This is a genomic window from Sodalis sp. C49, assembly GCF_046352915.1.
GTDB lineage: Bacteria > Pseudomonadota > Gammaproteobacteria > Enterobacterales > Enterobacteriaceae > Acerihabitans.
Genome location: NZ_CP163303.1, coordinates 3,933,135 through 3,959,189, shown reverse-complemented (window position 1 = coordinate 3,959,189; position 26,055 = coordinate 3,933,135). Strand labels below are relative to the sequence as shown.

Annotated in this window: 24 protein-coding genes; 6 read left to right on the top strand and 18 right to left on the bottom strand. The window is 58.2% G+C overall.

What is annotated here, in order from left to right; translation table 11 throughout:
• The first annotated feature begins 32 nt into the window (after positions 1 to 32).
• On the top strand, positions 33 to 860 hold the full coding sequence (locus ABUK12_RS17750; protein ID WP_410013089.1) for a dienelactone hydrolase family protein: 828 nt from the start codon (positions 33 to 35) through the stop codon (positions 858 to 860).
• A 32-nt stretch (positions 861 to 892) separates the two neighbouring features.
• Here the strand turns inward: ABUK12_RS17750 and metE are convergent, their stop codons facing one another.
• Positions 893 to 3,169: a 5-methyltetrahydropteroyltriglutamate--homocysteine S-methyltransferase gene (gene metE / locus ABUK12_RS17745; RefSeq protein ID WP_410013088.1), complete on the bottom strand. Its 2,277-nt coding sequence runs from the start codon at positions 3,167 to 3,169 to the stop codon at positions 893 to 895.
• A gap of 102 nt (positions 3,170 to 3,271) precedes the next feature.
• Between metE and metR the strand changes: the two genes are divergently transcribed.
• A complete protein-coding gene (metR, locus tag ABUK12_RS17740) occupies positions 3,272 to 4,207 on the top strand; it encodes an HTH-type transcriptional regulator MetR (protein WP_410013087.1) in 936 nt (311 codons plus the stop codon).
• On the opposite strand, the gene ABUK12_RS17735 is transcribed toward metR, so the two are convergent.
• Positions 4,113 to 5,012, bottom strand: a complete 900-nt coding sequence (locus tag ABUK12_RS17735) for a carboxylate/amino acid/amine transporter (RefSeq protein ID WP_410013086.1) — start codon at positions 5,010 to 5,012, stop codon at positions 4,113 to 4,115. The two genes, metR and ABUK12_RS17735, sit on opposite strands and share 95 nt — an antisense overlap.
• Positions 5,013 to 5,156: 144 nt before the next feature.
• Entirely contained in the window at positions 5,157 to 6,833 is a 1,677-nt protein-coding gene (gene ggt, locus ABUK12_RS17730; protein WP_410016696.1) for a gamma-glutamyltransferase, read from the bottom strand.
• 215 nt (positions 6,834 to 7,048) lie between these two features.
• Here ggt and ABUK12_RS17725 point away from each other — a divergent pair, with 215 nt between their 5' ends.
• Positions 7,049 to 7,342 (top strand): DUF2756 domain-containing protein, encoded by a 294-nt coding sequence (locus tag ABUK12_RS17725; RefSeq protein ID WP_410013085.1) that lies wholly within the window; start codon positions 7,049 to 7,051, stop codon positions 7,340 to 7,342.
• A 191-nt stretch (positions 7,343 to 7,533) separates the two neighbouring features.
• Here ABUK12_RS17725 and ugpQ read toward each other — a convergent pair whose 3' ends face one another.
• The 10 genes from ugpQ to ABUK12_RS17675 form a co-directional block, all read right to left on the bottom strand.
• Entirely contained in the window at positions 7,534 to 8,283 is a 750-nt protein-coding gene (gene ugpQ, locus ABUK12_RS17720) for a glycerophosphodiester phosphodiesterase (RefSeq protein WP_410013084.1), read from the bottom strand.
• Positions 8,280 to 9,356, bottom strand: a complete 1,077-nt coding sequence (locus ABUK12_RS17715) for a sn-glycerol-3-phosphate import ATP-binding protein UgpC (protein ID WP_410013083.1) — start codon at positions 9,354 to 9,356, stop codon at positions 8,280 to 8,282. The genes ugpQ and ABUK12_RS17715 overlap by 4 nt, the downstream gene beginning before the upstream one ends.
• 6 nt (positions 9,357 to 9,362) lie before the next feature.
• Positions 9,363 to 10,208, bottom strand: a complete 846-nt coding sequence (gene ugpE / locus ABUK12_RS17710; RefSeq protein WP_410013082.1) for a sn-glycerol-3-phosphate ABC transporter permease UgpE — start codon at positions 10,206 to 10,208, stop codon at positions 9,363 to 9,365.
• Positions 10,205 to 11,095, bottom strand: coding sequence for a sn-glycerol-3-phosphate ABC transporter permease UgpA (gene ugpA, locus ABUK12_RS17705; RefSeq protein WP_410013081.1), 891 nt, complete (start codon positions 11,093 to 11,095; stop codon positions 10,205 to 10,207). Before ugpA ends, ugpE begins: the two co-directional genes overlap by 4 nt.
• 65 nt (positions 11,096 to 11,160) lie before the next feature.
• A complete protein-coding gene (gene ugpB, locus ABUK12_RS17700) occupies positions 11,161 to 12,480 on the bottom strand; it encodes a sn-glycerol-3-phosphate ABC transporter substrate-binding protein UgpB (RefSeq protein WP_410013080.1) in 1,320 nt (439 codons plus the stop codon).
• Between the two features lie 1,661 nt (positions 12,481 to 14,141).
• Complete coding sequence (gene livF, locus ABUK12_RS17695; RefSeq protein ID WP_410013079.1) at positions 14,142 to 14,861, bottom strand: high-affinity branched-chain amino acid ABC transporter ATP-binding protein LivF; 720 nt, start codon at positions 14,859 to 14,861, stop codon at positions 14,142 to 14,144.
• A complete protein-coding gene (gene livG / locus ABUK12_RS17690) occupies positions 14,861 to 15,640 on the bottom strand; it encodes a high-affinity branched-chain amino acid ABC transporter ATP-binding protein LivG (protein ID WP_410013078.1) in 780 nt (259 codons plus the stop codon). Before livG ends, livF begins: the two co-directional genes overlap by 1 nt.
• Positions 15,637 to 16,908 (bottom strand): high-affinity branched-chain amino acid ABC transporter permease LivM, encoded by a 1,272-nt coding sequence (locus ABUK12_RS17685; protein WP_410013077.1) that lies wholly within the window; start codon positions 16,906 to 16,908, stop codon positions 15,637 to 15,639. Before ABUK12_RS17685 ends, livG begins: the two co-directional genes overlap by 4 nt.
• On the bottom strand, positions 16,905 to 17,831 hold the full coding sequence (gene livH / locus ABUK12_RS17680; RefSeq protein WP_331120756.1) for a high-affinity branched-chain amino acid ABC transporter permease LivH: 927 nt from the start codon (positions 17,829 to 17,831) through the stop codon (positions 16,905 to 16,907). The genes ABUK12_RS17685 and livH overlap by 4 nt, the downstream gene beginning before the upstream one ends.
• An 81-nt stretch (positions 17,832 to 17,912) precedes the next feature.
• Positions 17,913 to 19,022 (bottom strand): branched-chain amino acid ABC transporter substrate-binding protein, encoded by a 1,110-nt coding sequence (locus ABUK12_RS17675; RefSeq protein ID WP_410013076.1) that lies wholly within the window; start codon positions 19,020 to 19,022, stop codon positions 17,913 to 17,915.
• A gap of 399 nt (positions 19,023 to 19,421) precedes the next feature.
• Between ABUK12_RS17675 and panM the strand changes: the two genes are divergently transcribed.
• On the top strand, positions 19,422 to 19,823 hold the full coding sequence (panM, locus tag ABUK12_RS17670) for an aspartate 1-decarboxylase autocleavage activator PanM (RefSeq protein ID WP_410013075.1): 402 nt from the start codon (positions 19,422 to 19,424) through the stop codon (positions 19,821 to 19,823).
• A gap of 84 nt (positions 19,824 to 19,907) precedes the next feature.
• Here panM and ABUK12_RS17665 read toward each other — a convergent pair whose 3' ends face one another.
• The 5 genes from ABUK12_RS17665 to ftsY form a co-directional block, all read right to left on the bottom strand.
• The gene (locus ABUK12_RS17665) at positions 19,908 to 20,390 is read right to left on the bottom strand and encodes a hypothetical protein (RefSeq protein ID WP_410013074.1); all 483 of its coding nucleotides are present in this window, start codon (positions 20,388 to 20,390) and stop codon (positions 19,908 to 19,910) included.
• Between the two features lie 357 nt (positions 20,391 to 20,747).
• Complete coding sequence (gene rpoH / locus ABUK12_RS17660) at positions 20,748 to 21,605, bottom strand: RNA polymerase sigma factor RpoH (protein WP_410013073.1); 858 nt, start codon at positions 21,603 to 21,605, stop codon at positions 20,748 to 20,750.
• A 212-nt stretch (positions 21,606 to 21,817) separates the two neighbouring features.
• Positions 21,818 to 22,804: a permease-like cell division protein FtsX gene (gene ftsX, locus ABUK12_RS17655; protein ID WP_410013072.1), complete on the bottom strand. Its 987-nt coding sequence runs from the start codon at positions 22,802 to 22,804 to the stop codon at positions 21,818 to 21,820.
• Positions 22,794 to 23,462, bottom strand: coding sequence for a cell division ATP-binding protein FtsE (gene ftsE / locus ABUK12_RS17650; RefSeq protein WP_410013071.1), 669 nt, complete (start codon positions 23,460 to 23,462; stop codon positions 22,794 to 22,796). The genes ftsX and ftsE overlap by 11 nt, the downstream gene beginning before the upstream one ends.
• Before the next feature lie 45 nt (positions 23,463 to 23,507).
• Complete coding sequence (gene ftsY, locus ABUK12_RS17645) at positions 23,508 to 24,929, bottom strand: signal recognition particle-docking protein FtsY (protein WP_410013070.1); 1,422 nt, start codon at positions 24,927 to 24,929, stop codon at positions 23,508 to 23,510.
• A gap of 227 nt (positions 24,930 to 25,156) precedes the next feature.
• On the opposite strand from ftsY, the gene rsmD reads away from it, so the two are divergent.
• Together rsmD and ABUK12_RS17635 are read left to right on the top strand one after the other, a co-directional pair.
• On the top strand, positions 25,157 to 25,765 hold the full coding sequence (gene rsmD / locus ABUK12_RS17640) for a 16S rRNA (guanine(966)-N(2))-methyltransferase (RefSeq protein ID WP_410013069.1): 609 nt from the start codon (positions 25,157 to 25,159) through the stop codon (positions 25,763 to 25,765).
• On the top strand, positions 25,755 to 26,042 hold the full coding sequence (locus ABUK12_RS17635) for a DUF1145 family protein (protein WP_410016695.1): 288 nt from the start codon (positions 25,755 to 25,757) through the stop codon (positions 26,040 to 26,042). The genes rsmD and ABUK12_RS17635 overlap by 11 nt, the downstream gene beginning before the upstream one ends.
• The last annotated feature ends 13 nt before the right edge of the window (positions 26,043 to 26,055 follow it).

The window sequence follows — 26,055 nt, the reverse complement described above, 5'->3', positions numbered from 1 at the left end:
GGCTGCAATCACTGGATAACCAAGGTAGCCCCATGACTCCTGACGACACCATCGCTTCGGTAACCTCCCGCGCCGGATTTGCGCCGGCCGCCGGTACACCGGCTTCCTCTGCGATCCATACCGACGACATCGGGCTGATTGCGGCCATGACGACGATTACCACCCAGGGTAAGGAAATGCCGGCCTATATGGCGCGTCCCGCCGGGGATGGCGAACGCTTTCCGATAGTGCTGGTCGTCCAGGAAATTTTTGGCGTGCATGAGCATATCCGCGACCTGTGCCGCCGCCTGGCAAAACAGGGCTATCTGGCCGTGGCCCCGGAGCTTTATTTCCGCCAGGGCGATCCGAGCGCTTATGATGATATTCCTACATTATTCCAACAGTTGGTCAGCAAGGTACCGGATTCTCAGGTGATGGCCGATTTGGATCATACCGCGCACTGGGCGGCGCGCCATGGCGGCGACAGCCGGCGCCTGGCGATCACCGGTTTTTGCTGGGGAGGGCGAATCGCGTGGCTGTATGCCGCCCATAATCCGCAGCTCAAGGCGGCGACGGCCTGGTATGGCAAACTGGTGGGTGACAAAACCCTGACTACGCCACGCCATCCGGTGGATGTCGCCGCGGAGCTCACCGCGCCGGTGCTGGGTTTGTACGGCGGGCAGGATACCAGTATTCCGCAGGCGAGTATTGATGCCATGCGCCAGGCGGTCAGCGCCGCCAACGCGGTTGCGGAGATTATGGTCTACCCCGATGCGGGACATGCGTTTAATGCCGATTACCGCGCCAGTTACCATGCGCCGTCGGCCATCGACGGCTGGCGGCGTATGCTGGCATGGTTTGATAAGTACGGCGTGAAATAAATTAAGGCGCCGGAAGGCGCCTCTTAATTGGCTTATCTTTGTTCGGCGCGCAGTCGTTTCGCGGCGCTGACCATATTCGCCAGTGACTGGCGGGTTTCCGGCCAGGCGCGGGTTTTAAGTCCGCAATCCGGATTGACCCACAGGCGTTCCGCCGGAATACGCTCGGCGGCCTTGCGCAGCAGCGTGACGATCCACTCCTCGCTCGGCACGTTCGGGGAATGGATATCATAAACGCCGGGTCCGATTTCATTGGGATAATCAAATTCCTTAAAGCTTTCCAGCAGCTCCATATCCGAACGCGAAGTTTCGATGGTGATCACATCGGCGTCCAGCGCCGCAATGGCATCCATGATGTCGTTAAACTCGCAGTAGCACATATGGGTATGGATCTGGGTGTCGTCGCGCGCCACCGCGGCGTTCAAACGGAAGGCCTCCACCGCCCATGCCAGGTAGGCCGGCCACTCGCTTTGCCGCAGCGGCAGCCCTTCACGCAGCGCCGGTTCGTCGATCTGGATAATGCCGATGCCCGCCTGCTCCAAATCCGCCACTTCATCGCGCAGCGCCAAAGCTATCTGGCGCGCAATCGTCTTACGGCTGACATCCTCGCGCGGGAACGACCAGCACAGGATGGTCACCGGACCGGTAAGCATGCCTTTCACCGGCTTGTCGGTCAGCGACTGGGCATACTGCGCCCATTCCACGGTGATGGGCGACGGGCGGCTGATATCGCCGATGATAATCGGCGGTTTTACACAGCGGGAGCCGTAGCTTTGCACCCAGCCGTTTTGCGTAAAGACAAAGCCGTCCAGATGTTCGCCGAAGTACTCCACCATATCGTTGCGCTCGGCCTCGCCGTGCACCAGCACATCAAGCCCCAGGCGTTCCTGTTCGGCGATGGCGTGTTTAATATGCTCGCCAATCCCGGTGCGGTAGCGCGCTTTATCCAGGCGCCCGCGTTTGAAGTCCAGGCGCAGGCCGCGGATATCGGCGGTTTGCGGGAATGAACCTATGGTAGTGGTCGGCCATGCCGGCAGGTCAAAACGCCGGCGCTGCACCTGGGCGCGCTGCGTATAAGGCTGTTGGCGCCGGCTGTCCTGCGCGGTGATTTTTTCCAGGCGGGCGCTGACCTGCTGATTATTGACCCGGCTGGAATGACGGCGATTGCGGATAGGCTGGCTGTATTGCGCCAGTTCCCGCAGATGCGCGTCATCGGGCTGCGCCAGCGCCGCCCGCAGCAGTCCCAGCTCGGCGCATTTTTGCAGGGCAAAGGCGAACCAGCTTTTCACCTCGTCGTCCAGACGGGTCTCGACGCTTAAATCTATGGGGCTGTGCAACAGCGAACAAGAGGTTGCCACCCATAGCGGGCGCTGGCCGGCCAGCGGCTGGATGCGCTCAAGGCAGGCGGCAAGGTCGGCGCGCCAGACGTTGCGGCCGTTGATGATGCCCAGCGACAGCAGCCAGTCCGCCGGCAACTGCGCGTGCAGTACAGCAAGATTATCCTTGCCCGCCACCAGGTCTACATGCAGGCCCTGGACCGGCAACGCGCGAATCTGGTCCAGATGGTGGCCGATACTGTCGAAATAGGTGGTCAGCAGCAGCTTGACCGATCCCTGCAAATCCTGATAGGCGGTTTGATAGGCGTCACGCCAGGCCTGCGGCAGTTCCAATACCAGCGCCGGCTCGTCGATTTGCACCCATTCGATACCGCGTTTAGCCAGCTCCGCCAGTACCTGGCGATACACCGGCAATATTCCGGTCAGCAGCGACAGGCGGTCGAAGGCTTCACCCTTTACCTTACCCAGCCACAGATAGCTGACAGGCCCCAGCAGCACCGGCTTGACGTTATGGCCCAGCGCCAGGGCTTCGTCCACTTCGTCCAGCAGTTGCGTCCAGCCCAGGCGGAAAGATTGGCCGCGGGAAAACTCCGGCACCATATAGTGATAATTAGTATTAAACCATTTGGTCATTTCCGCGGCGGCGGCGGGTTCACCCGTGGGCGCCCGGCCGCGGCCGATGCGAAACAGGGTATCAAGATCGGACGCATTGGCGCCGTCGCGATGGCGCGCCGGCACATTATCCAACATCAGGCTGGTGGTCAGAACATGATCATACCAGGCAAAATCGCCCACCGGCAGCAGGTCCACGCCGGCATCTTTCTGCTGTTGCCAGTGGCGCGCGCGCAGTTCGCGGCCCACGGCCAGCAAGTCCTGCTGCGACGATTTCCCTGCCCAATAGCTTTCCTGCGCTTTTTTCAGTTCGCGGTGCAAGCCCACGCGCGGAAAACCCAGTGTGTGACTTAAAATTGCCATTGCTCTCTCCCATTTAGACGTCCGGATGTTTACACATCCATATTCACCATGTACTGTATTATCCACAAGCGCAAATTATTCACTTCCAGGTGAAACACCCTCATGATCGAACTTAAACATCTGCGCACGCTGCAGGCGCTGCGTAACAGCGGCTCGCTGGCCGCCGCGTCGGCGCAGCTTCACCAGACGCAATCCGCGCTCTCGCATCAGTTCAGCGATCTGGAGCAGCGGCTGGGCTTCCGGTTGTTCGTGCGCAAAAGCCAGCCGCTGCGTTTTACCCCTCAGGGCGAGATCCTGCTGCAGCTGGCCGAACAAATCCTGCCCCAGGTGCAGCAGGCGCTGCAAAACTGCCTGGAGCCGCGCCAGACCACGCTGCGCCTGGCCATTGAGTGCCATAGCTGTATTCAATGGCTAACGCCCGCGCTTACCGAATTTCGCGAGCTATGGCCGCAGGTACTGGTGGATTTTCGCTCGGGCGTAACCTTCGATCCGCAGCCCGCCCTGCAGCAGGGCGAGCTGGACCTGGTGCTGACCTCGGATATCCTGCCGCGCAGCGGGCTGTTTTATGTGCCGATGTTTGATTATGAAGTGCGGCTGGTGCTGGCGCCCGATCATCCGCTGGCGTTAAAAGAGCGGATAGCGCCCGCGGATTTAAGCGAGGAAGTGCTGATGATTTACCCGGTTCAGCGCCAGCGTATGGATATCTGGCGGCATTTCCTGCAGCCGGCGGGCATAAGTCCGGTACTCAAGAGCGTGGACAATACCCTACTGCTGATACAGATGGTGTCGGCGCGCATGGGCATCGCCGCGCTGCCACATTGGGTGGTGGAAAGTTTTGAGCGCCAGGGACTGATTGTGACCAAGACCCTGGGTAAAGGGCTGTGGAGCCGGCTTTACGCCGCGGTCAGGGACGGCGAGCAGCGCCAGCCGGTCATCGAGGCCTTTATTCGCTCGTCTCGTCAGCATGCCTGCGCGCATTTGCCGTATGTGCGGGATGCCCAACGATCCAGCGGCGGTGAACCCACAGCGACGCCATGATCACCAACGCGCCGACGATAAAACTCGGCCAGTGCGGCTGTTGTTGCCAGATGGCGAAATTGACCAGCAGGCCGGCGGGAACATGAAAGTTATTCATAATACCGAGCGTACCCGCATCCACCTGGGTGGCGCCGTAGTTCCACATAAAATACCCCAGCGCCGAAGCGCCGACCCCCAGCCAGATCAGCACGCCCCATTGCAATGAGGTGGCGGGCAACTGCTGCGCATTGCCGAACAGACACCAGCCCGCCAGCGCCACGATAAACGAACCGAGGTAAAACCAGGAAAACGCCGTATGCTGCGGCATCGGGTATACCTCCATCAGCCGTTTGTAGCCCACCTGGCCGATAGCGAACATCAAATTGGCCGCCTGCACCAGCAGCAGGCCGTGCCAATAATGCGCACTGACGCCGTCGTAGCGGATGATAGCCGCGCCGGCCACCGCCAGCATGGCGCTGAGCACATATCCCCAGCGCAGCCGGCGACGGCGCAGCAGGTCGTATACCAGCGTCACGTATAAGGGCGTCATGACGGTAAACAGTAAAAATTCCGGCACCGACAGATAGAGATAGGCCCGGTAGCTAATCATATACATGATGCCCAACTGGCAGGCGCCGATCGCCATATACAGCAGCAGCGGCTTGACGCGGTAGCCGCGCCAGCGCAAGAACGGCAGGAAAACCAGCGCCGCAAGCGTAAGACGCACCAGCACCGAAAAATAGCTGTCGACCTGTCCGGCCAGGTATACGCCGATCAGGCTGAATGAAAACGCCCATAAAATGGTGGTGATGATAAGCAGCGGCACGTTGGGCTATCCTGTAAAACCAAAGCGCTATTCTAGCGGATTCGTTCAGATAATTTTGATTAATCGGGTTTACAGATGGATGTTTAATGAGCACACAGGCGGAGACCGGCCGCCGGCCCCAGCCTGTGCCGCCCCAAGGCGGCGTTAATAACCGGCGGTCAGGTCATCAATGGTGCGCGGGTCCGAGGCGCCGGTAAACGTGCCGTCGGGCATCACCATGATGCTCTGCGTACTGCCCATTACCGGCAAGACCTTGATGTGCTGTCCCCGTTCGCCCAGCAGCTTGAGGGTATCCGGGCTAAAGCCTTTTTCCACCCGGAGCTCGTCCGGGGTCCACTGCTGATGAAACCGCGGCGCGGCGCTTGCCTCGGCGACATTCATCTGAAAATCGATGGTATTGACCAGCATTTGCAGCACGGTGGTGATAATGCGGCTGCCGCCGGGGCTGCCGGTAACCAGCCAGGTCTTGCCGTCCTTTACCACGATGGTGGGCGACATGGAGGACAACGGCCGCTTACCGGCCTGGACGGCGTTGGCGTCCCCGCCCACCAGCCCATACATATTCGGCACGCCGGGTTTGGCGGAAAAATCATCCATTTCGTTATTGAGCAGAATGCCGCTGTCGCCGGCCATGATGCCGCTGCCGAAATACGTGTTGAGGGTATACGTTACCGCCACCGCGTTGCCCTGCCCATCCACCACCGAGTAATGGGTGGTCTGATCGCTCTCGTAGGGCTGCAACTGGCCAGGCTTGATGGTGACCGACGGATTGGCCCGGTTGACATCGATGCGCTGCGCCAGGGTTTTGGCATAGGCCTTGCTGGTCAGCGCCTGGACCGGAACCTTGACGAAGTCCGGATCGCCGAGATATTCCGAGCGATCGGCATAGGCGAATTTCATTGCCTCCGCCATCACCTGGATGGCGTCAGCGCTGCCGGCGCCCATATGCGCCAGGTCAAAATTCTCCAGGATATTCAGGATCTGGATAATATGGATGCCGCCGGAGGAAGGCGGCGGCATGGAAAAGACCTGATATCCCCGATAGCTGCCGGATACCGGCTGGCGCGCCACCGCCCGGTAGGCGGCGAGATCGGCCTTGCCGATAAGCCCGCCGTCACGCTGCATCTCGGCGGCGATTTCGTCAGCGATGACGCCCTGATAAAACGCCTGCGGCCCCTGCTCGGCGATAAGCGTAAGGCTGTGGGCCAGCTGCGGCTGGCTGAGTCTCTCCCCCTCGGCATAGGGCTGGCCGTCGGCTTTAAAAAATACCGCCTTGCTGTTCGGATGGTTGATAAGCGCTTCTCTGCCATAAGAGGCCAGGTCGTCGGCCAGGGCCTTATCAACGCTAAACCCCTCCCGGGCCAGCTTAATGGCCGGCTGCATCACCCGGGCCAGCGGCAGGGTGCCGAAACGGTCCAGCGCCAGCGACATACCCGCGACGGTGCCCGGCGTACCGGAGGCCAGCGGACCGGTCAGCGAACGTTTGCTGTCGGCGTTGCCGTCCGGGCCGATAAACATATCGCGCGTGGCCCCGGCCGGCGCCATTTCACGAAAATCAATCGCCACCGTTTCGCCCTGTCGCGTGCGCACCAGCATAAAACCGCCGCCGCCCAGGTTGCCCGCCTGCGGGTGGGTTACCGCCAGCGCGTACCCTACCGCCACCGCCGCATCCACCGCGTTGCCGCCCGCGCGCAGGATATCCAACCCCACCCCCGTTGCCGTCTCGTCTACCGTGGAAACCATGCCGTGCCGGGCAGACACCGGATGCTGGATATCATTTTCAATGCCGTAGGACAACGGCGCGGCGCCGGCAGGCGGCATGATCAGCAACAGGGCAAGGACCAGCGACAACAAGCGACCGGAGGAAAGAATAGGCATAAGGTTTTCTTCCTGATGGTTTTATTTATTTACTTATTAACCAATTTAACGGCAGTTTCAATATTTACCTGGGACGCCGCACGCAAATACGCACGCTTCACCCTGCGTTTGGCGCGTTTAACGGTTAAAATGATAAAGTCATCATCACGGAGCCACTCATGAAAACCTATTTTTGGCTATTGCTGCCGGTCATGCTGGCGTCGTTTGCGGTTACGGCGGCGGTTAAACCCCTCACGCCCGCGCAGCGCAACGATCCGTTTGCGCAAAGCCCGGCCCAGCAACAGTTGAAACAGCAGATGCAATCCAGCGCGCAGCAGCAGCAGCTCCGCTTGCAACAACAGCAGCAAGCCCAGCAGCAACAGCAGCGCAGCCAGCTGCAATCGCAGCTTAACAACGATCGTCAGCGGGCGCAGCAGAACACGCCGCTAAAACAGCCGCAGCAAAATCCCTGAGCCAGGGGTCAACCCGGCGCGAAATTCGCGGTGCCTGTCGTCAGGCGAGGAGCCCGGGTTGGTGCGGGTTTATGCCGCGGACCCTACCGGTGGCGGCCTGGTGGTTCGCAGGATATAGGATGTCAGCATGCCAGGCGTCAGCGCGCCCGCATAGCTAAAAGGTGGCGCTAGCTATTGGCCTAGCTATTGGCCTAGCTATTGGCAAAATTGGGCCCGATCAAATCAATCCGGTCAGTACACAGGGTATCAACCCCCCAGCTCAGCAGGGCGCGCGCTCTATAAGGGCTATTCACGGTATAAGCCAGGATATGCAGGCCGGCATCGGTGATTTTCGCCACCCGCTCTTCAGTCAGCACTTCATGATTCAGGTGCAGCGCGCTGCACTGGAGTTCCTGGGCGAGCCGCGGCCAATTATCATCCCAAAAGTGCAGCAACAACCCGCGCGGCAGTTGGGGAGCAACCTGCAAAGCGGCCGCCAGCGCGTCGACGGAAAACGAGGACAACAGCGGCGGCACGTCGCACTCTTGCCACAGCTGAACCGCCGCCTGCGCCACGGCGCGACCGGTGCCGATATCGGTGCCGGTGGTGGGTTTGATTTCGATATTCACCGCCAGGCCATGCCGCTCGCAGCGGGCGGCAACGTCCGCCAGCAGCGGCAAGGGTTCGCCGCGGAACTTATCGTTGAACCAGGCCCCGGCATCCAGCAGCGCCAGATCGTCCCAGGCAAAGTGGCCGGCGATGCCATGGCCGTTGCTGGTACGATCCAGCGTATCGTCATGCAATAAAAAAATCTGTCCGTCGGCTGAAAGCTTCGCATCCAGCTCAATCATTTTATGGCCATAGCGTGCGCCGGTATCAATGGCCGCCAGGGTGTTTTCAGGTGCCAGCGAGCCGCCGCCGCGATGCGCGACGATGGTCGGATAAGGCCAGTTTTTTGTCATAAGTCCACCCGGGATCCGCTTAAGGGATCAAAAAAGTGCCATGCATGGGCAGGACACCGTAAATAAAGTATCGTCCCAATGGCGGGCTGCTCATCATGCGGCAGTCGTATCACCATGGAACGCCCACCCCAGCGCCCATGGACCAGGTTATCCGCACCCAGTTGCTCAAGTGAAATAATTTCCAGCGCCGGGCCGTCAGTTGCGCGCCCTGACTGTTCAATATGCTCCGGACGGATACCCGCGGTCAACTCGCGCCCGCGCCATTGCGCGCCGACGGCGGGCAAGGGCAGCGACGGGCCGCCGCTGACCTGGAAGCTGCCGCCATCCTCGCTTATGCGTCCCGGCAGCAAATTCATGGCGGGAGACCCCATAAAACCGGCGACAAACAGCGATGCCGGGCGGCGATAAATCTCCGTCGGGGTGCCGATTTGCTCCACCCGCCCCTTGTTCATTACGATCACCCGCTCCGCCAGCGTCATGGCCTCTACCTGATCGTGGGTCACATACAGACTGGTGGTCCTCAGCCGCCGATGCAGTATTTGCAATTCCAGCCGCATCTGGGTGCGTAATTTGGCGTCAAGATTGGATAACGGCTCATCAAACAGGAATACCGCCGGCTCCCGCACCAGCGCTCGCCCCATCGCCACGCGCTGGCGCTGCCCGCCGGACAGTTCGCGCGGCTTGCGTTTCAGCAGTTCCCCAAGTTCCAATATCTGCGCCACGCGCTCCACCAGCCGTTGGATATGCTGTTTGCCGAAACCGCGAATTTTCAGGCCGTAGGCCATATTGTCATAGACGCTCATATGGGGGTAGAGCGCATAATTCTGAAACACCATGGCAATGCCGCGATCCTTGGGTTCACGCTCCGTCACCCGTTCGCCATCGATATAAATATCGCCGCTGCTGACGCTCTCCAGCCCCGCGACCATGCGCAGCAGGGTCGATTTGCCGCAGCCGGAAGGCCCGACCAGTACGATAAACTCCCCGTCGGCCACGTCCAGGTTTAAGGGCGCTATCACCGACGTCTTGCCGTCATAGGTCTTTTCGACCGCTTGTAAAATCAAACTCGCCATAATGTTTTATTTCTCGCTATCAACCAGGCCGCGCACAAACCAGCGCTGCATCAGCAATACGATTGCCAGGGGCGGGATCATGGTCAGCAGCATCGCCGCCATCACATAATTCCATTGCGTGGCGCTGTCGCCGCTGGCGATCATGCTGCGGATGCCCGCCACCGCGGTGCCCATCGCGCTGTTGTTGATAATCAGGATCGGCCACAGATACTGGTTCCAGCCGTAGATAAAGATGATCACAAACAGCGCCGCCAGATTGGTTTTCGACAGCGGCAGCAGGATATCCCACAAAAACCGCAGCGGCCCGGCGCCGTCGATGCGCGCCGCCTCCAGCAGTTCATGGGGAATGGTCATAAAGAACTGGCGGAACAGGAATGTTGCGGTGGCGGAGGCCATCAACGGCAACGTCAGGCCGGTATAGCTATCAAGCAAATGCAGATTGGCTATCACATCGACGGTGGGAAAAATACGCACTTCCACCGGCAGCATCAGCGTCATGAAGATCAGCCAGAAAAACAGGTTGCGCAATGGAAAGCGAAAATAAACGATGGCGTAGGCGGATAACATCGACACGCTGATCTTGCCCAGGGTGATTCCCAGCGCCATGACCAAGCTATTGAACAGCAGCCGGCTGAACGGCACCGCCTGGCTGCCCACGCCCTCTTGCCAGACATGGCGGATGTTTTCCCACAGATGGCTGCCCGGCACCAGGCTCAACGGCACCTGGAACACCTGGCGGTTGTCCATGGTGGCCGCCACCAGCGCGATATATAACGGCAGCAGAATAACGGCAACGCTTAGTATCAGTATTAAATGGCTGAAGATATCCAGTCCGCGGCGATGTTCTATCATTGATATCGCACCTTACGCTCGACAAAACGAAACTGGATGACCGTCAGCACAATCACCACCATCATCAGCACCACCGACTGCGCGGCGGAACTGGAGAGATCCAGGCCGGCAAAACCCTCGCGGTAGATTTTGTAAATCAGGGTAGTGGTGGCCTGCACCGGCCCGCCGGCGGTTGCCGCGTCGATGACCGGAAAGGTATCGAAAAAAGCGTACACCAGGTTGATGACCAGCAGGAAAAAGCTCACCGGCGTGATAAGCGGCAGCGATAAATCGATAAATCGCCGTACCGGGCCGGCGCCGTCGATGGCCGCGGCCTCCACCAGTGAACGCGGAATGGATTGCAGCGCGGCGAGGAAAAACAAAAAGTTATAGCTTACCTGCTGCCAGATGGAGATCAGCACCACCAGGAACATCGCCTGCCCGCTGTTTTGCGCATGATTCCAGTGATACCCCAGATTATTGAGCAGATAGGCGATAAGCCCCAGCCCGGGGCTGAACAGGAACATCCATAATACCGCAGCCACCGCCGGCGCCACCGCGTAGGGCAATAGCAGCAGCGTCTGGTAAATACGTTTGCCGCGCAGCACATAATCCACCAGCGCCGCCAGCAACAGCGCCACCAGCAGGCCGATGCCGGTCACCAGGCCGCTGAAGATAAGCGTCGTGACCAGGGAATCCAGATAATATTCATCCTGTGTCAGTTGGACAAAATTATCCAGGCCGACAAAGGTATTCTCTATTCCGAACGGGTCCACCCGCTGCACCGAATACCACAGCGCGGTCCCCGCCGGCCAAAGAAAAAAAATCGCGGTAATCACCAACTGCGGCAGCACCAGAAGATAGGCCAGCCAGCGTTGTTTGAATCCGCGATGGGGCGCGATAGCCATAAACAACCCAACCCGCAATGCAAAAATGTACCCGCCGCACGGCGCGGCGGGTCGCCAACTGAGGTTTACTTCAGCGATTGTTCAAACCGGCGCAGCAACTGGTTGCCGCGTTTAACCGCGCTGTCCAGGGCCTCCTGAGGCGTGGCCTTGCCGGTCCAGACGCGTTCCAGCTCTTCGTCCACCACGGTGCGGATTTGCTGCATATTGCCCAACCGCATGCCTTTGGTGAACGGCAACGGCGGTTTATTCAGCATCTGGCGGGTGGCGATATCGGCGCCGGGGTTTTTGTCATAAAAACCCTGGGATCGGGTCAGCTCATACGCGGCGGTGGTGATGGGCAGGTAACCGGTTTTCTGATGCCACTCGGCGGCGATATCAGACTGGGCAAGGAACTGCAGGAACTCCGCCACCCCTTTATAGGTCGCGTCATCCTTACCGCTCATCACCCACAGGCTGGCGCCGCCGATAATAGCGTTTTGCGGCGCGTTCTTCACGTCGGCGTCATACGGCATCATACCCACGCCGTAATTAAACTTGGCATACTGGCGAATCGCGGCCAGGGAGCCTGACGAGGCGGTGGTCATGCCGCATGAGCCGTTGTAAAACTTCTCGGTGGACTCGTCCTTACGACCGAAATAGCTGAAATCCCCTTTCTTGTTCATGTCCGACAGCAATTGGATATGCTTCACCTGCTCGGGCTTATTAAAAATCAGCTCCGCGTCGTTGCCGGCAAAGCCGTTATCCTTGGTCGCCACCGGCAGGCCATGCCAGGCGCTGAAGTTCTCGATTTGGATCCAACCCTGCCAGCCGCTGGCATAACCGCATGCCATACCGCTGGCGCGCAGTTTAGCGGCCGCCGCGGCCAGTTCCTGCCAGGTTTGCGGGGCATGTTCCGGATCCAGTCCGGCTTTTTTAAAGGCGTCCTTGTTGTAATACAATACCGGGGTCGAGCTGTTGAAGGGTTGGGACAGCAGATGCCCGGTCTTACTGTCGCTGTAGTAGCCGGAAACGGTGGGCACAAACGCCGACTCATCATTCTTGATGCCGGCCTGTTCAAACACCTGGTACACCGGCTTATAGGCCTTGCTGGCCATCATGGTGGCGGTGCCGACTTCATACACCTGCAAAATCGCCGGCGCGGTGCCGGTACGGAATGCCGCGATGCCCGCCGTCAGACCCTGCTCGTAATTCCCCTTGTACACCGGCACGACATGATATTCAGGATGCGTCTGGTTAAAGCGCGCGGCCAGGGAATCCACCTCGGTGCCCAGCACGCTATCCATTGAATGCCAGAAAGGAATTTCGGTCACTGCCTGGGCGCTGGTGCTCACGGCCAGCGTCAACGCCACGCTTAAGGCGGCGATACGAATTGAGTGCTTCAACATGCCATGCTCCTGAATGCCGGAAAAGTTCATCGGCCTGTAACATGACATGCTGAAATGACAGAAAAATAACACCCTTATGACAGCGGGGTGACAGCGCGCGGCGAATTCTTCGCCCAGCGCGTCGCCAGGCGGGCCTGACGGTGTCAGAATTAACCGGCGAGTCGGCTTAACGCCCTTAATTCCCAGCGGGAAAGCCTGCCGATGGGGGCGAAGGGGCAGTCTCAGTTCACCGGAGCGCACCACGGCACGGCAGGCCCGCTGCGCTTTGAGCTTACAGGCGGGCCGGCAAGCATCACAATGAATCTGCTGGCTGCTGGCGACTGACGGCGGGAGGCGGGAGGCGGGGAGGTTTATGTCGTTTCGGAGAAGGTTTCGCTTGCCGTGCGTTCGGCGGTTATATGGAATGCCGGGTGCCGGCAAGCGACAAAGAGGCCGTACCGCGACGGCCTCCTTGACCTCCGCGCGCCCGGCAGGTCGCGCGTCGCTGCGCGATGCCTTCCGCCGCCCGTGCCCCCGTGATGCACCGGCCCGGTATGCGCTCCCGGCGCTACCGGGCCTTTCGCCGCTCCCGGCGGCTCATGCCGGGGTCACAGGCGCCGTCAGCGCGCTTTATGCCGGTCCCCATGTCGCTGTTCGCACCGCATATTATGAAACAACAGCGGCGCTGATGCTTGGGATAAGGTCTGGCGCCGGGATACGGTTAACCATTACAGAATGCAACGGGTCTGGAATGCCGCTGACATAGCGAAAAGCAGGCATACCGAAAGAGACTTATCAGTCATGCAGTCATGCAGTCATGCAGTCATGCAGTCATGCAGTCATGCAGTCATGCAGTTATGCAGTTATGCAGTTATGCAGTTATGCAGTTATGCAGTTATGCAGTTATGCAGTTATGCAGTTATGCAGTTATGTAGTTATGCAGTTATGACATATGACATTCATCATTCAATTTTGAGTTTTGAGTTTTGAGTTTTGAGTTTTAACATTAAGCATTACGCTTTCAGCCATTAGCCATCAGCCTGTAAACATTAGCGCAAAACGAATACTGAGACCTTTCCCGGTAAGCGCATACCGCTAAGGACCCCAAAACGCTGTTTTGCTGGCAGGCGATGGTGTTGACGTGGTGCCGGCATAGAGTGCGCCGGCGGCGCACGTCACGGCTGGATGAGCCGCCGGGAGCGGCGAAAGCCCGGGCTGCGCCGGGAGCGCATGCCGGGCGGTCCACAAGCCGGGATGGGTGATGCCGGGCACCGCGCAGCGGCGCACGATCTGCCGGACGCGCGGAGGTCAAGGAGGCCGTCGCGGTACGGCCTCCTTGTCGCTTGCCGGCACCCGGCACGACATAAAATAGCCGAACGCATGGCAAGCGAAGCCCTCGCCGCGGTAACATAAACCTCACCCGCAAGTGTCAGCGAAACCCCAGCCGCGGCAACATAAACCTCCCCGCAAGCATCAGCCAAGCCCTCGCCGCGGCAACATAAACCTCACCCGCAAGCATCAGCCAAACCCTCGCCGCGGCAACATAAACCTCCCCGCAAGCGTCAGCCAAACCCTCACCGCGGTAACATAAATCTCCCCGCAAGCATCAGGCCAAACCCTCGCCGCGGCAACATAAACCTCCCCGCAAGCATCAGCCAAACCCTCGCCGCGGCAACATAACCTCACCCGCCCAGATAAGCGCTGCGCACCGCCTCGTTCGCCAGCAACGCCTCGCCGCTATCCTCCAGCACCACATGGCCGTTTTCCAACACATAGCCGCGGTCAGCCAGTTTCAGCGCCTGGTTCGCATTCTGCTCCACCAGGAAAATGGTCATCCCCTCCTGACGCAACTGCTCGATGGTATCGAATATCTGCTGGATAATAATCGGCGCCAGTCCCAGCGAAGGCTCATCCAGCAGCAGCAATCGCGGCTGGCTCATCAACGCCCGCCCAATGGCCAGCATCTGCTGCTCGCCCCCGGACATGGTGCCCGCGCGCTGCACACGACGCTCATACAAACGCGGGAAAAGCTCGAACACCCGCTTAATCCGCTGCTGATACTGCGGACGGTCGGCAAAGAACCCCCCCATCGCCAGGTTCTCTTCCACCGTCATCCGCGAAAACACCCGCCGCCCTTCCGGCACGATGGCAATCGAGGCACGCATGATCCGCGCCGTCGGCCAATCGGTAATATCGCCGCCCTCAAACATAATCCGGCCCTTGGAGGCGCGCGGATCACCACACAGCGTACCCAACAACGTGGTTTTGCCGGCGCCGTTGGCGCCGATAAGCGTCACGATCTCGCCCGGATTAATATGCAGGCTCACCTCATGCAACGCCTGGATTTTACCGTAATGCGCCGACACCCGGTGCAATGACAGCATAGCGGTATCCTGAGTCATCAGGCCTCTCCCAAATAGGCCCGAATCACGTCCGGGTTACTGCGAATCTCGGCGGGCGTACCCTTTGCCAACGGCATGCCCTGGTTAACCACATAAATGCGATCGGAAATACCCATCACCAACTTCATATCATGCTCAATCAATAACACCGATACATTATGCTGTGACCGCAGTTCGGCAATCAGCAGGTTCAGCTCGGCGGTCTCGTTCGGGTTCAGGCCGGCGGCCGGTTCATCAAGCATCAGCAGCGACGGGCGCGTCACCATGCACCGGGCAATCTCCAGCCGGCGCTGCTGGCCATACGCCAGGTTACCCGCCTGACGGTTAGCCAACTCCAGTAAACCCACGCGGTCAAGCCAGGCGCCGGCATAATCCTGCGCCTCGGCTTCCGCCTGGCGGAAGGCGCGGGTTTTCAGCAAGCCGGCAAATACGCCGCTTTTAAGATGCTGATGCTGCGCCACCAGCAGGTTTTCGATTACCGTCATTTCCCGGAATAAGCGCACATGCTGGAAGGTACGCACCACCCCCATACGGGCGATGGTTTGGCCCGGAAGCCCTTCCAGATGCTGATCGCGCAGCATGATAGTGCCGCCGGTGGGACGATAAAACCCGGTCAGGCAGTTAAACACCGTCGTTTTACCGGCGCCGTTGGGGCCGATCAGCGACACGATTTCGCCGGGGAATAATTCCAGTTCAACCTGGTTAACCGCCAGCAGACCGCCAAAACGCATGGTCAACGCCTTAACGGATAACAGGGGCTGCAATGCCGTGGACGTCATGCCTGCGCTCCTTTACCGGTCTTCATTTTCATCTGCGGACGTTTCATCGGCAACAGGCCCTGCGGTCGCCAGATCATCATCAGCACCATCAACGCGCCCAGCAGCAGCATGCTGTACTGGTTCAGGTCACGCATCAGCTCGCGGGACACCACCAGCAGGATGGCCGCCAGGATCACCGCGAACTGCGACCCCATACCGCCCAACACCACAATGGCCAGCACAAAGGCGGATTCGACGAAGGTAAACGACTCCGGGCTGACAAAACCCTGGCGCGCGGCAAACAGCGTCCCGGCAAAACCGGCGAACGCCGCGCTGATGGTAAAGGCGGTCAGTTTGATACGGGTCGGGCTCAGGCCCAGCGAACGACAGGCGATTTCATCCTCGCGCAGCGCCTCCCAGGCCCGGCCCAGCGGCATGCGCAGCAGACGGTTTATCACAAACAAGGTTAAAATCACCAACAGCAGCGCCACCATATATAAAAAGATAATCCGGTCGCTGGGGTCGTAGGTCAGGCCAAAAAAGTTATGGAAGGTGTCCCAACCGCCGTCGCGAGGGCTGCGGTTAAACTCCAGGCCAAAAAAGGTGGGTTTCGGGATCTGGCTGATCCCGTTCGGCCCGCCGGTTATCTCGGTATTGTTAAGCAGCAGGATACGGACGATCTCGCCAAATCCCAGGGTAACGATGGCCAGATAATCGCCGCGCAGGCGCAGCACAGGAAAACCCAGCAACAGGCCAAAACCGGCGGCGACCAGCCCCGCCAGGGGCAGGCTTTCCCAAAAACCCAGGCCGCAGTAATGATTCAGCAACGCGTAGGTATAGGCGCCGATGGCATAGAATCCGCCGTAGCCCAGTACCAGCAGGCCGGATAATCCCACCACCACGTTCAACCCCAGGCCCAGCATCACATAGATAAGCGTCAGGGTGGCGATATCCACCGTGCCGCGCGATACCAGGAACGGCCAGGCGATGGCGGCCAGGATCATCACCAGCGCGAGCCATTTCTGGCGCGGCGTGGAGCCGTCAAAGCTCGGCAATACCCAGGACGGCCCGCTGATTTTTTTCAGGCTATGCTGGAAAACCGGCCGCAATAGCTGGAACACGAACACCACCGCGCAGCCGGCACCGATCCAATACCAGCGTACCGCACCGGCGTTATGCACCACCAGGTGGGTACCGTCCAGGCTCAGGCGCATACCCATCATAAAGGCGGCCAGCACCAGCAGCATAAACGCGCAGAACAGCGCGTTTAATAAATGGTTGATCTTCATACCTTCTCAACCTCCGGACGGCCCAGGATGCCGGTGGGCAGCACCAGCAACACCACGATAAGCAACGCAAACGAGACCACGTCTTTATATTCGCTGCTCAGGTAGGCCGAGGTCAGCGCCTCTGCTACCCCCAGGATCAACCCGCCCAGCATCGCGCCGGGAATGCTGCCGATACCGCCCAACACCGCGGCGGTAAACGCCTTCATGCCGGCCATGAAGCCGATATAGGGGTTGATGACGCCATAAAACTGGCCCAGCAGCACGCCGGCCACCGCCGCCATCGCCGCGCCAATCACAAAGGTCAGTGAAATAACCCGGTCGGTGCTGATGCCGAGCAGGCTGGCCATTTTCAAATCTTCCGCGCAGGCGCGACAGGCGCGGCCCATGCGTGAATAACGAATAAACAACGTCAGGGCCAGCATGGCGACAAAGGTCACCGCCCAGATGGTAAATTGCATGGTGCTGATGCTGGTGACAAAACCATTGCTTTCGCCCAGCACCCATTGGCCGCTGGCCAGGCTCGGCAGCGCCAGATCCCGCGAACCCTGCGTCAGGCTAACGTAGTTTTGCAGGAAAATAGACATGCCGATGGCTGAAATCAGGGCAATCAGGCGCTTGGAGGAGCGTACCGGCTTATAGGCCACCCGTTCTATGCTCCAGCCGTAGGCGCTGGAAATCACGATGGCGGCGATAAACCCGGCGCCGATCAGCAGCCAGCCGGCGTCGATGCCCATCATCATCAGCGCGGCAATAACAATAAAGGAGACATAACTGCCGATCATATAGACTTCGCCGTGGGCGAAGTTAATCATGCCGATAATGCCGTAAACCATGGTGTAGCCAATGGCAATCAATGCATAGGTGCTGCCCAACGTCAGGCCGTTGAACAACTGCTGCATAAAATAAAGGAACTGCTCGGACATACCTTAACCTTCGAAGCCGCTCCCGGTGACGCGAGGCCAACGGGAGCGGCGATATTTTTTTAACCAGGGAGGAACGGCAGATTATTTAATCGGTGTGGAAGTACCGTCTGCGTGCCATGTAAATACGCCGAACTCAAATCCTTTCAGATCGCCCTTCTCATCCCAGCTCAATGGACCCATAACGGTTTCCACGGTCCTGGCTTTCAGGTCCTTGACGATATCGGCCGGTTCCATGCCGGCGCTTTCCATACCGGCCGCCAGGGACTGTACCGCCGCATAGGTAGTCCAGACGAACGGGCCGGTGGGATCGAGCTTTTTCGCCTTCAGCGCGGCGACTATCGGCTGGTTGGACGGTACCTGATCATAACGCTTCGGCAGGGTCACCAGCATGCCTTCGGAGGCGGCGCCGGCGATGTTGGATAACGAGGAATTGCCTACCCCTTCCGGCCCCATGAATTTGGTGGTCAGTCCGGCCTGTTTAGCCTGGCGCAGGATTTGCCCCATTTCCGGGTAATACCCGCCGAAATAAACGAAATCAACGTTCTCTTTCTTCAGGCGCGCCACCAGGGTTGAGAAATCCTTATCACCGGCGGTGATCCCTTCGAACAGCACCACATTGCCGCCATTTTTCTTCAGGCTGTCCTGTACCGAACGCGCCAGACCCTCGCCGTACTGCTGTTTGTCGTGAACCACGGCGATGCGTTTAGGTTTGACCGCGTCAAGGATGTATTTCGCGGCGGTCGGCCCCTGATCGGAGTCCAGGCCGGTGGTACGCATAATCATCTTATAGCCGCGCGTGGTCAGGTCGGCATTGGTGGCCGCCGGGGTGATCATGATGACGCCCTCGTCTTCATAGATATCGGACGCCGGCTGGGTGGAGGAGGAGCAAAGATGGCCGATGACATACTTTATGCCATCGTTGATGACTTTATTGGCCACCGCCACCGCCTGCTTTGGATCGCAGGCGTCATCATATTCGACGCCCACCAGTTTGTTGCCCTTTACCCCGCCCTTGGCGTTAATATCGGCAATGGCCTGGCGCGCCCCGGTAAATTCCATGTCGCCATATTGGGCAACCGGACCGGACATTGCGCCGACCACGGCGACCTTGATATCTTGTGCCCAGACGGAATGGCTCATTGCCATGGCCATACAGCCGGCCAGCAAAGCGTTGCCTTTGTTGAATTTCATCCACTGTTCTCCGTTTTGTTGTGTTTGCTGCCTGTTTTTTGGCCGGTTTTTCACCGCTATTTGGTATTTTTATTATATGTAATAATGCTTTAGCCTACAGATTGCGAAGATTCTCTAATAAGCTTTATTTTTCATATTATTAAACAGAAATATTATGCTGTAAATCAACTTATACTTTCAGAAATAACCTGCATGGACAGCACAAAATAATGATATTATTATCGGTATTTTCATCATCTTCTAGCGGGTCGTGCTAGGTTAGGCTATTCAGGGAGATCGTTTACCCGGAATTATTGTGATGGGCATCACTTATTGCTATTTTAATCATCGCAAGATTTAGACAATCTTTTGTCAACAAATTCGCTACATTATTTTTTTATGTCTTAAGTGATTACACGTATGAAATTGACTATTGAGCAGTTATCCCGTTTTACCCCGCAGGATATGATTGATTTGGCGAAAATTTGGCCAAATACCGATATCGCGTTGCTCAACGCCCGCCTTTCCGGCTCGCACGCGGTGTTCGCCGCCCGTTTTAACGACAGGTTATTAGGCGCGGTGCAGGTGATCATTGATAACGAATGGAACGAAGGCCGCCTGGTGGCGCCGCAGGTGCGCGCGGTAACCCGCCGCCGCGGCGTAGGGCTCTATCTTATGACGGAAGTGCAGCGGCTGCTGCCGGAAATCAATCATTGGTGGCTAGGCAATAACCAATACTTCGAAGACCTGGCGGTGATGGCGCAGTTTATGGATGCCTGCGGTTTTTGCCAGGAGCCGGACGGCTGGCACAAACGCCGTTGATTCCAGCCGGCTTCCGGGAATGCATTAGGGCGGGTAAAGCGGCAGCATGATCACATACCACTATGGCTATTTATATTATCCCGCTCACTTTAATATGAATTTCTTACTTTCATTTAATGAGCCGGTATCAATAGCTGAGTCAACAGGCATAGGCGGCTTAGCGATATCTTTCTTGCTGCGTAGCGGGCCGCGATAGGTACCTTGGAACCGGCCGGGAAAAACCGGGAGCCTGTCTTTGCCAACGGCTTGCTGCCGGCTCTCTTGCGGATAAGCGGCTATTTCAGGCAAAGTGCAAACAGACAGGTTTATTTGGTTATGCACCGGCATAGCCCAGGGCGTATAACATCCCATATAGACGGGATAAACGGGGAGATAGATGGCCGTTGGCATTGGATAATGGCCCATGGGGTGATGACACTGATTCAGGGCTGTGCAACCGGGCGCGTTTCCGGCGTTGCGTAGTCTTCCGGCCAGTATCGTATTATGTGCGACCATGCTGTCGGCAGGTGGGGGCGTAAATGCGATCACTCCATTGTCAGTGGGAATATTCCCATTAACCTTTTCCATATTATCTCCTGTTACTATTTTATTTCTCTATAGCAGAATATTATAAGCGGATTATGTATAACTTTACCCGTTAAGTTTATCGACTTCAATAGGGATGATAAAGGCAGACTTGTTCAATAATAAAATAACGATGACTACATCAATCAGAAAATTGTTATTCCCTGCCTATTTTTAGTAAAAATAATATTCATCATTAAGTACAAAAAAATATTCCATTACATTCATAATTTATTGCAGAGTTATTTAACTAAATAAATATTTAATACGGCACTTATTGATGAGCGGGCGGGAGTTGAAAATGAGAACGGCCGGTATATATACCGGCCGTTTGGAATTATGATTTGATTGAAAAACCCGTCAGGATTCTATCGCCAGACGCATCTTTTTCATGGCGTTTTTTTCCAGCTGGCGCACGCGTTCCGCCGAGACGCCATATTTATCCGCCAGCTCCTGCAGCGTGGATTTGTTGTCATCGTCAAGCCAGCGCGCGCGGATGATGTGCTGGCTGCGTTCATCCAACCCTTCCAGCGCCACGCTGAGCTTATCCGCCGCATGATCGTCCCAGTTATCCTCCTCGATACCGTCGGCAAAGTCGGAGGACTTGTCCTGCAGGTACAGCATGGGGGACATCGCTTGCCCGTCACGGGCTTCTTCATCCGGCGTTGGATCGAAGGTCATATCCTGCGCCGCCATGCGCGATTCCATTTCCCGCACGTCCTTGCTGGTCACGCCCAGGGTTTTGGCCACCATCTCCACTTCGTCCTGGTTAAACCACCCCAGGCGCTGCTTGCTCTTGCGCAGGTTGAAGAACAGCTTGCGCTGCGCCTTGGTGGTGGCCACCTTCACGATGCGCCAATTGCGCAATACATATTCGTGGATTTCGGCCTTGATCCAATGGACGGCAAAGGAAACCAGGCGCACCCCGACTTCGGGGTTAAAGCGGCGGACCGCCTTCATCAGCCCGATGTTGCCTTCCTGGATCAGGTCGGCCTGCGGCAGGCCGTAGCCGGAATAATTACGCGCAATATGAACGACAAAGCGCAGGTGTGACAGGATTAGCCGCTTGGCCGCCTCCAGGTCGCCCTGATAATGCAGCTGTTCAGCCAATGACCGCTCTTCCTCCGCTGTAAGCATAGGATAGGCGTTGGCTGCCCGGATATAGGCTTCCAGACTGCCTTGGGGAATCAGGGCTAAAGCTTGCATATCTTTAATCATTCAAGTCCTCTCGTAATATGTTCTGATGCTGCTGCCTTATGGCGCGCCCGGTTGATGGGCCTCATTAATCAGCTAGCCATTAATGAGACCGGGGATGAACACCTTAGTTCATTGCCATTTTTAGCTCACAGCGATTTTAGTTCATAACCATTATCTACGGGGATCAGCTCGTGCGGTCGCAACATCCGATGCCCTATTATAACAAAAAAACGTTATTGGGGTGTAAAATGACGTAAATGTTGCACCGTCGCCATCCAGGCGGCCACCCAGCCTATCATGGCGGAAATCAGCAGCAGCAGCAGCGTCTCTTCCCAGTCCAGTCCGTGCAGCGCAAAGGAGGTGCCGAATACCGCGGCGACCTTCGCCACCACCGACTCCAGCCGCCAGACCAGTGTTTCCGAAAGGATCAGCGACAAAATCGCGCCCCCCAGGCCCAGCAGCGCGCCGCCGTTAAGAAACGGCCGCAGGATAAAGCCGTCGGTGGCGCCCAGCAGCTTCATTACATTAATGGTTTCGCGGCGGCTGAAAATACTCAGCCTGATGCTGTTGCCGATAACCAGGAACACCGCGATAATCATCAGCAGACCAATGGTGGCGGCAACCTGCCCCACCAGCCCGGTTAACGCCGCCAGGCGAGCAAACCAGCTGTCGTCCATGCGGACTTCATCCACTCCCGGCACCGCCGCGACCCGGTCGCGCAGGGTCTTGAGGGTGTCGGCGCTCTGAAAATCCAGCTTAGGCGTAATAATGGCCACCGCGGGCAACGGATTTTCCTCCAGCATATCAAGCGCGCCGCCGAAGCCCGACCAGTTACGGAATTCCCCCATCGCCTCCTCGCGGGACAGATAGTTGACCTTTTCCACGCCGGCTTCCTGCTTAAGCCTTCCCAGCACCTTAAGCGCCGCGTCGTCGTCCAGGGCCTTGTCCAGGTAGACGGTCAACTGCGGCGCGGGATACCATTGCTCCGCCGCCTGGCTGACATTTTTCCATACCAGATAACATACGCTGGGCAAGGTCAACGAAATGGCAATTACCGCAATAGTTAATAAGGTCGCCAGGGGCTGCAGGCGCAAATCCGCCAGCGCGCTTTTCCAGGCATAGCCCCATTGCTCGCGCCAGCCGCTTTGCAGCGCCTTACTTTTGTTTTTTAACGGCTTGGCGCTGCGCGCGCCCTTGGGCCGGTTAAGCTTATTCACCATCCTGGCCCCCGTCTAACCTGCCCTGGCTAAGGGACATGATGCGATAGCGCCGCCGGGCAATCAGGCTCAGGTCATGGGTGGCCATCAATACCGTCACGCCGGCCCGGTTAAATTCCTCAAACAAGCGTAAAATCTCCTCCGACAAGGCGTCATCCAGATTACCGGTAGGCTCGTCCGCCAGCAGCACCGCGGGTTTATTCACCACCGCCCGGGCAATGCCGACCCGCTGCTGTTCGCCGCCCGACAGCTGGATGGGGAAATTACGCGCCTTATCCAGCAGGCCGACCTTGTCCAGGGCCGCCGAAACGCGACGCCTGATATCCTCGACGCTGGCGCCGGCGATAATCAGCGGCATCGCCACATTGTCATAGACGGTGCGATCGAGCAGCAAATGATGATCCTGAAAGATCATGCCGATCTGGCGGCGTAAAAAGGGCACCTCGCCATTTTTCAGGCGACTGATGTCGTGGCCGCCGAAAAATATATGACCCGCGCTAGGCCGTTCAATACCGCATATCAGTTTCAGCAGGGTACTTTTCCCCGCGCCTGAATGGCCGGTCAGAAAGGCCATCTCGGCGGGACGAAGATGAAAATTGACGCTTTGCAGCGCCTGTCGTCCGCCAAGATACGCTTTGCTGACCTGTTCAAAGCGAATCATCCTAATTAATCCTCTCGGGCAAAATGGACCCTGTTGGGCAACCAATCAATGTTCTTGTGTAACATCCCGTGAAAATAGCGCCTCAATAAAATCCGGGGCGTTAAACGGCCGCAAATCCTCAATGCCCTCGCCCACGCCGATATAACGGATCGGGATACCGAACTGGTCGGCCACCGCGAAGATCACGCCGCCTTTGGCGGTACCGTCCAGTTTAGTCAGGGTAATGCCGGTGAGCGGCACCGTTTCGTTAAATAACCGCGCCTGGCTGACGGCGTTCTGGCCGGTGCTGGCGTCCAGGGTCAGCATAACCTCATGGGGGGCGTCGTCGTCCAGCTTTTTCATGACCCGCACGATTTTCTTCAGTTCATCCATCAAATGGCTTTTGTTCTGCAGGCGCCCGGCGGTATCGGCGATAAGGACATCAACGCCGCGGGCCTTGGCCGCCTGGATGGCATCAAAGATGACCGATGCGGAATCGGCGCCGGTGTGCTGGGCGATAACCGGGATCCGGTTACGCTGGCCCCAGACCTGCAGCTGCTCCACCGCCGCCGCGCGGAAGGTGTCGCCGGCCGCCAGCATCACGGTTTTGCCCTGCGCCTGGTACTGGCGCGCCAATTTACCGATGGTGGTGGTCTTGCCGACGCCGTTGACGCCGACCATCAAAATGACAAACGGCGTCTTGCCGCCCACGTCCAGCGGCCGATCGACCCTGGCGAGGATGGCGCCCATTTCTTCTTTTAATTTGACGTAAAGCGAGTCCGCGTCCTTCAGGTGCCGGCGGTCGGCATGCTCGATAAGGCCGGCGATAATCTTGCGGGTGGTTTCCACCCCCACGTCGGCAATCAGCAATTGTTCTTCAAGCTGTTCAAACAGATCATCGTCTATTTTCTTACCGGTAAACAATCCGATAAATCCGGATCCGAGGTTTTGTTTGGTCTTGAGCAGCCCCCGCTTCAGGCGGGCGAAAAAACCTTCCCGGGTCGGGCGTTGCTGCTCGGTCAGGGGCACGCCGCCGGCCCCGTCGATCTCCGGAACGCCGACGCTATCCTCGTCGCGCCAGGCAAGATCTTCCGCGGCCGCCAACGCCCCTTCGCCGGGACGGACGTCTTCTGCGAGGGCCAGGCTTGATTCGCCATATCCGGCGCGATCCCCGTCGGCCACGGCGATATCGTCCTGCGCCGGCGGTTGCGTATCTTCAGGACGGACATCTTCGGCAAGGGCCAGACTCGCGTCATCACGCCCGGCGTGGTCGCCCTCCGTTTGTCGCGCCGATACCTGTTCGGTGATATCGACGATATCCCGTGCCGTATCGCGAGCCGCCGCCTCGCCGGCCGGGGGCGATGACGCGGCGGCATCCTCGGCCGCGATCGGCGCATCCTGGTCAACCGGTTTTTCCTGTTCCGGTTCGTCATCCTGACGCTTAATGCCTAACCAGGAAAGGAAACCGCGTTTTTTCTCTTTTGCCATTTGCGACTACACTCCTCGCCGAAGAATCATGGCGGATGAATAACGTGACTGATAAACCTGATAGTTTATCACCTTCGCGGCCGCTCAACACGCCTGGCGTTGGCTTTTCCCCGCCGTCGGCGAACAAGAGCGAATTAACATTCCCCAAGCGTCGCCGGCCCGGTAGAATAGCCGGCAACAGACCCTGACCCGGTTTTTTGACTGATTTGGCGAACAATAAGACATCTATGGCAAAAAAAATCCCTTCGCGTCCCGCCGGGCAAATCCGCATTATCGGCGGTCAATGGCGCGGGCGTAAACTGCCGGTGCCGGATAGCCCGGGGCTGCGCCCTACCACCGACCGGGTGCGAGAAACGCTGTTCAACTGGCTGGCGCCGATGATCCAGGGCGCGCGCTGCCTGGATTGTTTTGCCGGCAGCGGCGCGCTGGGCCTGGAGGCGCTGTCCCGTCACGCCGGCGCCGCCACGCTGCTGGAACAAGACCGATCCGTAGCCGCCCAGCTGGATAAAAACATGCAGTTGCTGGGCGCCGCCAACGGCCGGGTTGTCGTGACCGACAGCCTGCGCTGGCTGGCGCAGCCGGGTACCCCGCACGATCTGGTCTTTCTCGATCCCCCTTTTCGCCGCGGGCTTATCGGCCAGACGGTGCAATTACTGGAACAGCATCACTGGCTGGCGCCCGGCGCCTGGATTTATCTTGAGACCGAAACGGAAAACCACGACGTCGCGACGCCCGCGCACTGGCGCCTGCACCGCGAAAAAGTCGCCGGCCAGGTGGCCTGCCGGTTGTACATTCGTCAAGATGGCCCCTTTCAGGAGCGACATGATGTGGATTAATCTGGGCCGTTTACTGATGTTGCTTATCTGGGGATTCCTGGTGTTTAACCTGATCCATCCCTTTCCGCGCCCGTTAAAATATTTCCTTGATATCGCCATGATTTTTATGGTGATTATGCACGGGTTACAGCTCACGCTGCTCAAAGCCACCCTGACCCGCGACGAACCCAAGCTCAGCCGTCTTTTCCAGGCGCGCATGTTTTTATTCGGCGTATTTGAAATGCTGGCCTGGCAAAAGAAACAACGCGCGCAAAAGCCGGCCGGCCTGGATAAATAGCGCGCGGGACGAG

What these genes read in the sequence shown, in the direction of transcription:
- ABUK12_RS17750 (WP_410013089.1), top strand. Translation starts at nt 33, where the DNA reads ATGACTCCTGACGACACCATCGCTTCGGTAACCTCCCGCGCCGGATTT.
- metE (WP_410013088.1), bottom strand. Translation starts at nt 3,169, where the DNA reads ATGGCAATTTTAAGTCACACACTGGGTTTTCCGCGCGTGGGCTTGCAC.
- metR (WP_410013087.1), top strand. Translation starts at nt 3,272, where the DNA reads ATGATCGAACTTAAACATCTGCGCACGCTGCAGGCGCTGCGTAACAGC.
- ggt (WP_410016696.1), bottom strand. Translation starts at nt 6,833, where the DNA reads ATGCCGCCTGCCGGCGCCGCGCCGTTGTCCTACGGCATTGAAAATGAT.
- ABUK12_RS17725 (WP_410013085.1), top strand. Translation starts at nt 7,049, where the DNA reads ATGAAAACCTATTTTTGGCTATTGCTGCCGGTCATGCTGGCGTCGTTT.
- ugpQ (WP_410013084.1), bottom strand. Translation starts at nt 8,283, where the DNA reads ATGACAAAAAACTGGCCTTATCCGACCATCGTCGCGCATCGCGGCGGC.
- ABUK12_RS17715 (WP_410013083.1), bottom strand. Translation starts at nt 9,356, where the DNA reads ATGGCGAGTTTGATTTTACAAGCGGTCGAAAAGACCTATGACGGCAAG.
- ugpE (WP_410013082.1), bottom strand. Translation starts at nt 10,208, where the DNA reads ATGATAGAACATCGCCGCGGACTGGATATCTTCAGCCATTTAATACTG.
- ugpA (WP_410013081.1), bottom strand. Translation starts at nt 11,095, where the DNA reads ATGGCTATCGCGCCCCATCGCGGATTCAAACAACGCTGGCTGGCCTAT.
- ugpB (WP_410013080.1), bottom strand. Translation starts at nt 12,480, where the DNA reads ATGTTGAAGCACTCAATTCGTATCGCCGCCTTAAGCGTGGCGTTGACG.
- livF (WP_410013079.1), bottom strand. Translation starts at nt 14,861, where the DNA reads ATGACTCAGGATACCGCTATGCTGTCATTGCACCGGGTGTCGGCGCAT.
- livG (WP_410013078.1), bottom strand. Translation starts at nt 15,640, where the DNA reads ATGACGTCCACGGCATTGCAGCCCCTGTTATCCGTTAAGGCGTTGACC.
- ABUK12_RS17685 (WP_410013077.1), bottom strand. Translation starts at nt 16,908, where the DNA reads ATGAAGATCAACCATTTATTAAACGCGCTGTTCTGCGCGTTTATGCTG.
- livH (WP_331120756.1), bottom strand. Translation starts at nt 17,831, where the DNA reads ATGTCCGAGCAGTTCCTTTATTTTATGCAGCAGTTGTTCAACGGCCTG.
- ABUK12_RS17675 (WP_410013076.1), bottom strand. Translation starts at nt 19,022, where the DNA reads ATGAAATTCAACAAAGGCAACGCTTTGCTGGCCGGCTGTATGGCCATG.
- panM (WP_410013075.1), top strand. Translation starts at nt 19,422, where the DNA reads ATGAAATTGACTATTGAGCAGTTATCCCGTTTTACCCCGCAGGATATG.
- ABUK12_RS17665 (WP_410013074.1), bottom strand. Translation starts at nt 20,390, where the DNA reads ATGGAAAAGGTTAATGGGAATATTCCCACTGACAATGGAGTGATCGCA.
- rpoH (WP_410013073.1), bottom strand. Translation starts at nt 21,605, where the DNA reads ATGATTAAAGATATGCAAGCTTTAGCCCTGATTCCCCAAGGCAGTCTG.
- ftsX (WP_410013072.1), bottom strand. Translation starts at nt 22,804, where the DNA reads ATGGTGAATAAGCTTAACCGGCCCAAGGGCGCGCGCAGCGCCAAGCCG.
- ftsE (WP_410013071.1), bottom strand. Translation starts at nt 23,462, where the DNA reads ATGATTCGCTTTGAACAGGTCAGCAAAGCGTATCTTGGCGGACGACAG.
- ftsY (WP_410013070.1), bottom strand. Translation starts at nt 24,929, where the DNA reads ATGGCAAAAGAGAAAAAACGCGGTTTCCTTTCCTGGTTAGGCATTAAG.
- rsmD (WP_410013069.1), top strand. Translation starts at nt 25,157, where the DNA reads ATGGCAAAAAAAATCCCTTCGCGTCCCGCCGGGCAAATCCGCATTATC.
- ABUK12_RS17635 (WP_410016695.1), top strand. Translation starts at nt 25,755, where the DNA reads ATGTGGATTAATCTGGGCCGTTTACTGATGTTGCTTATCTGGGGATTC.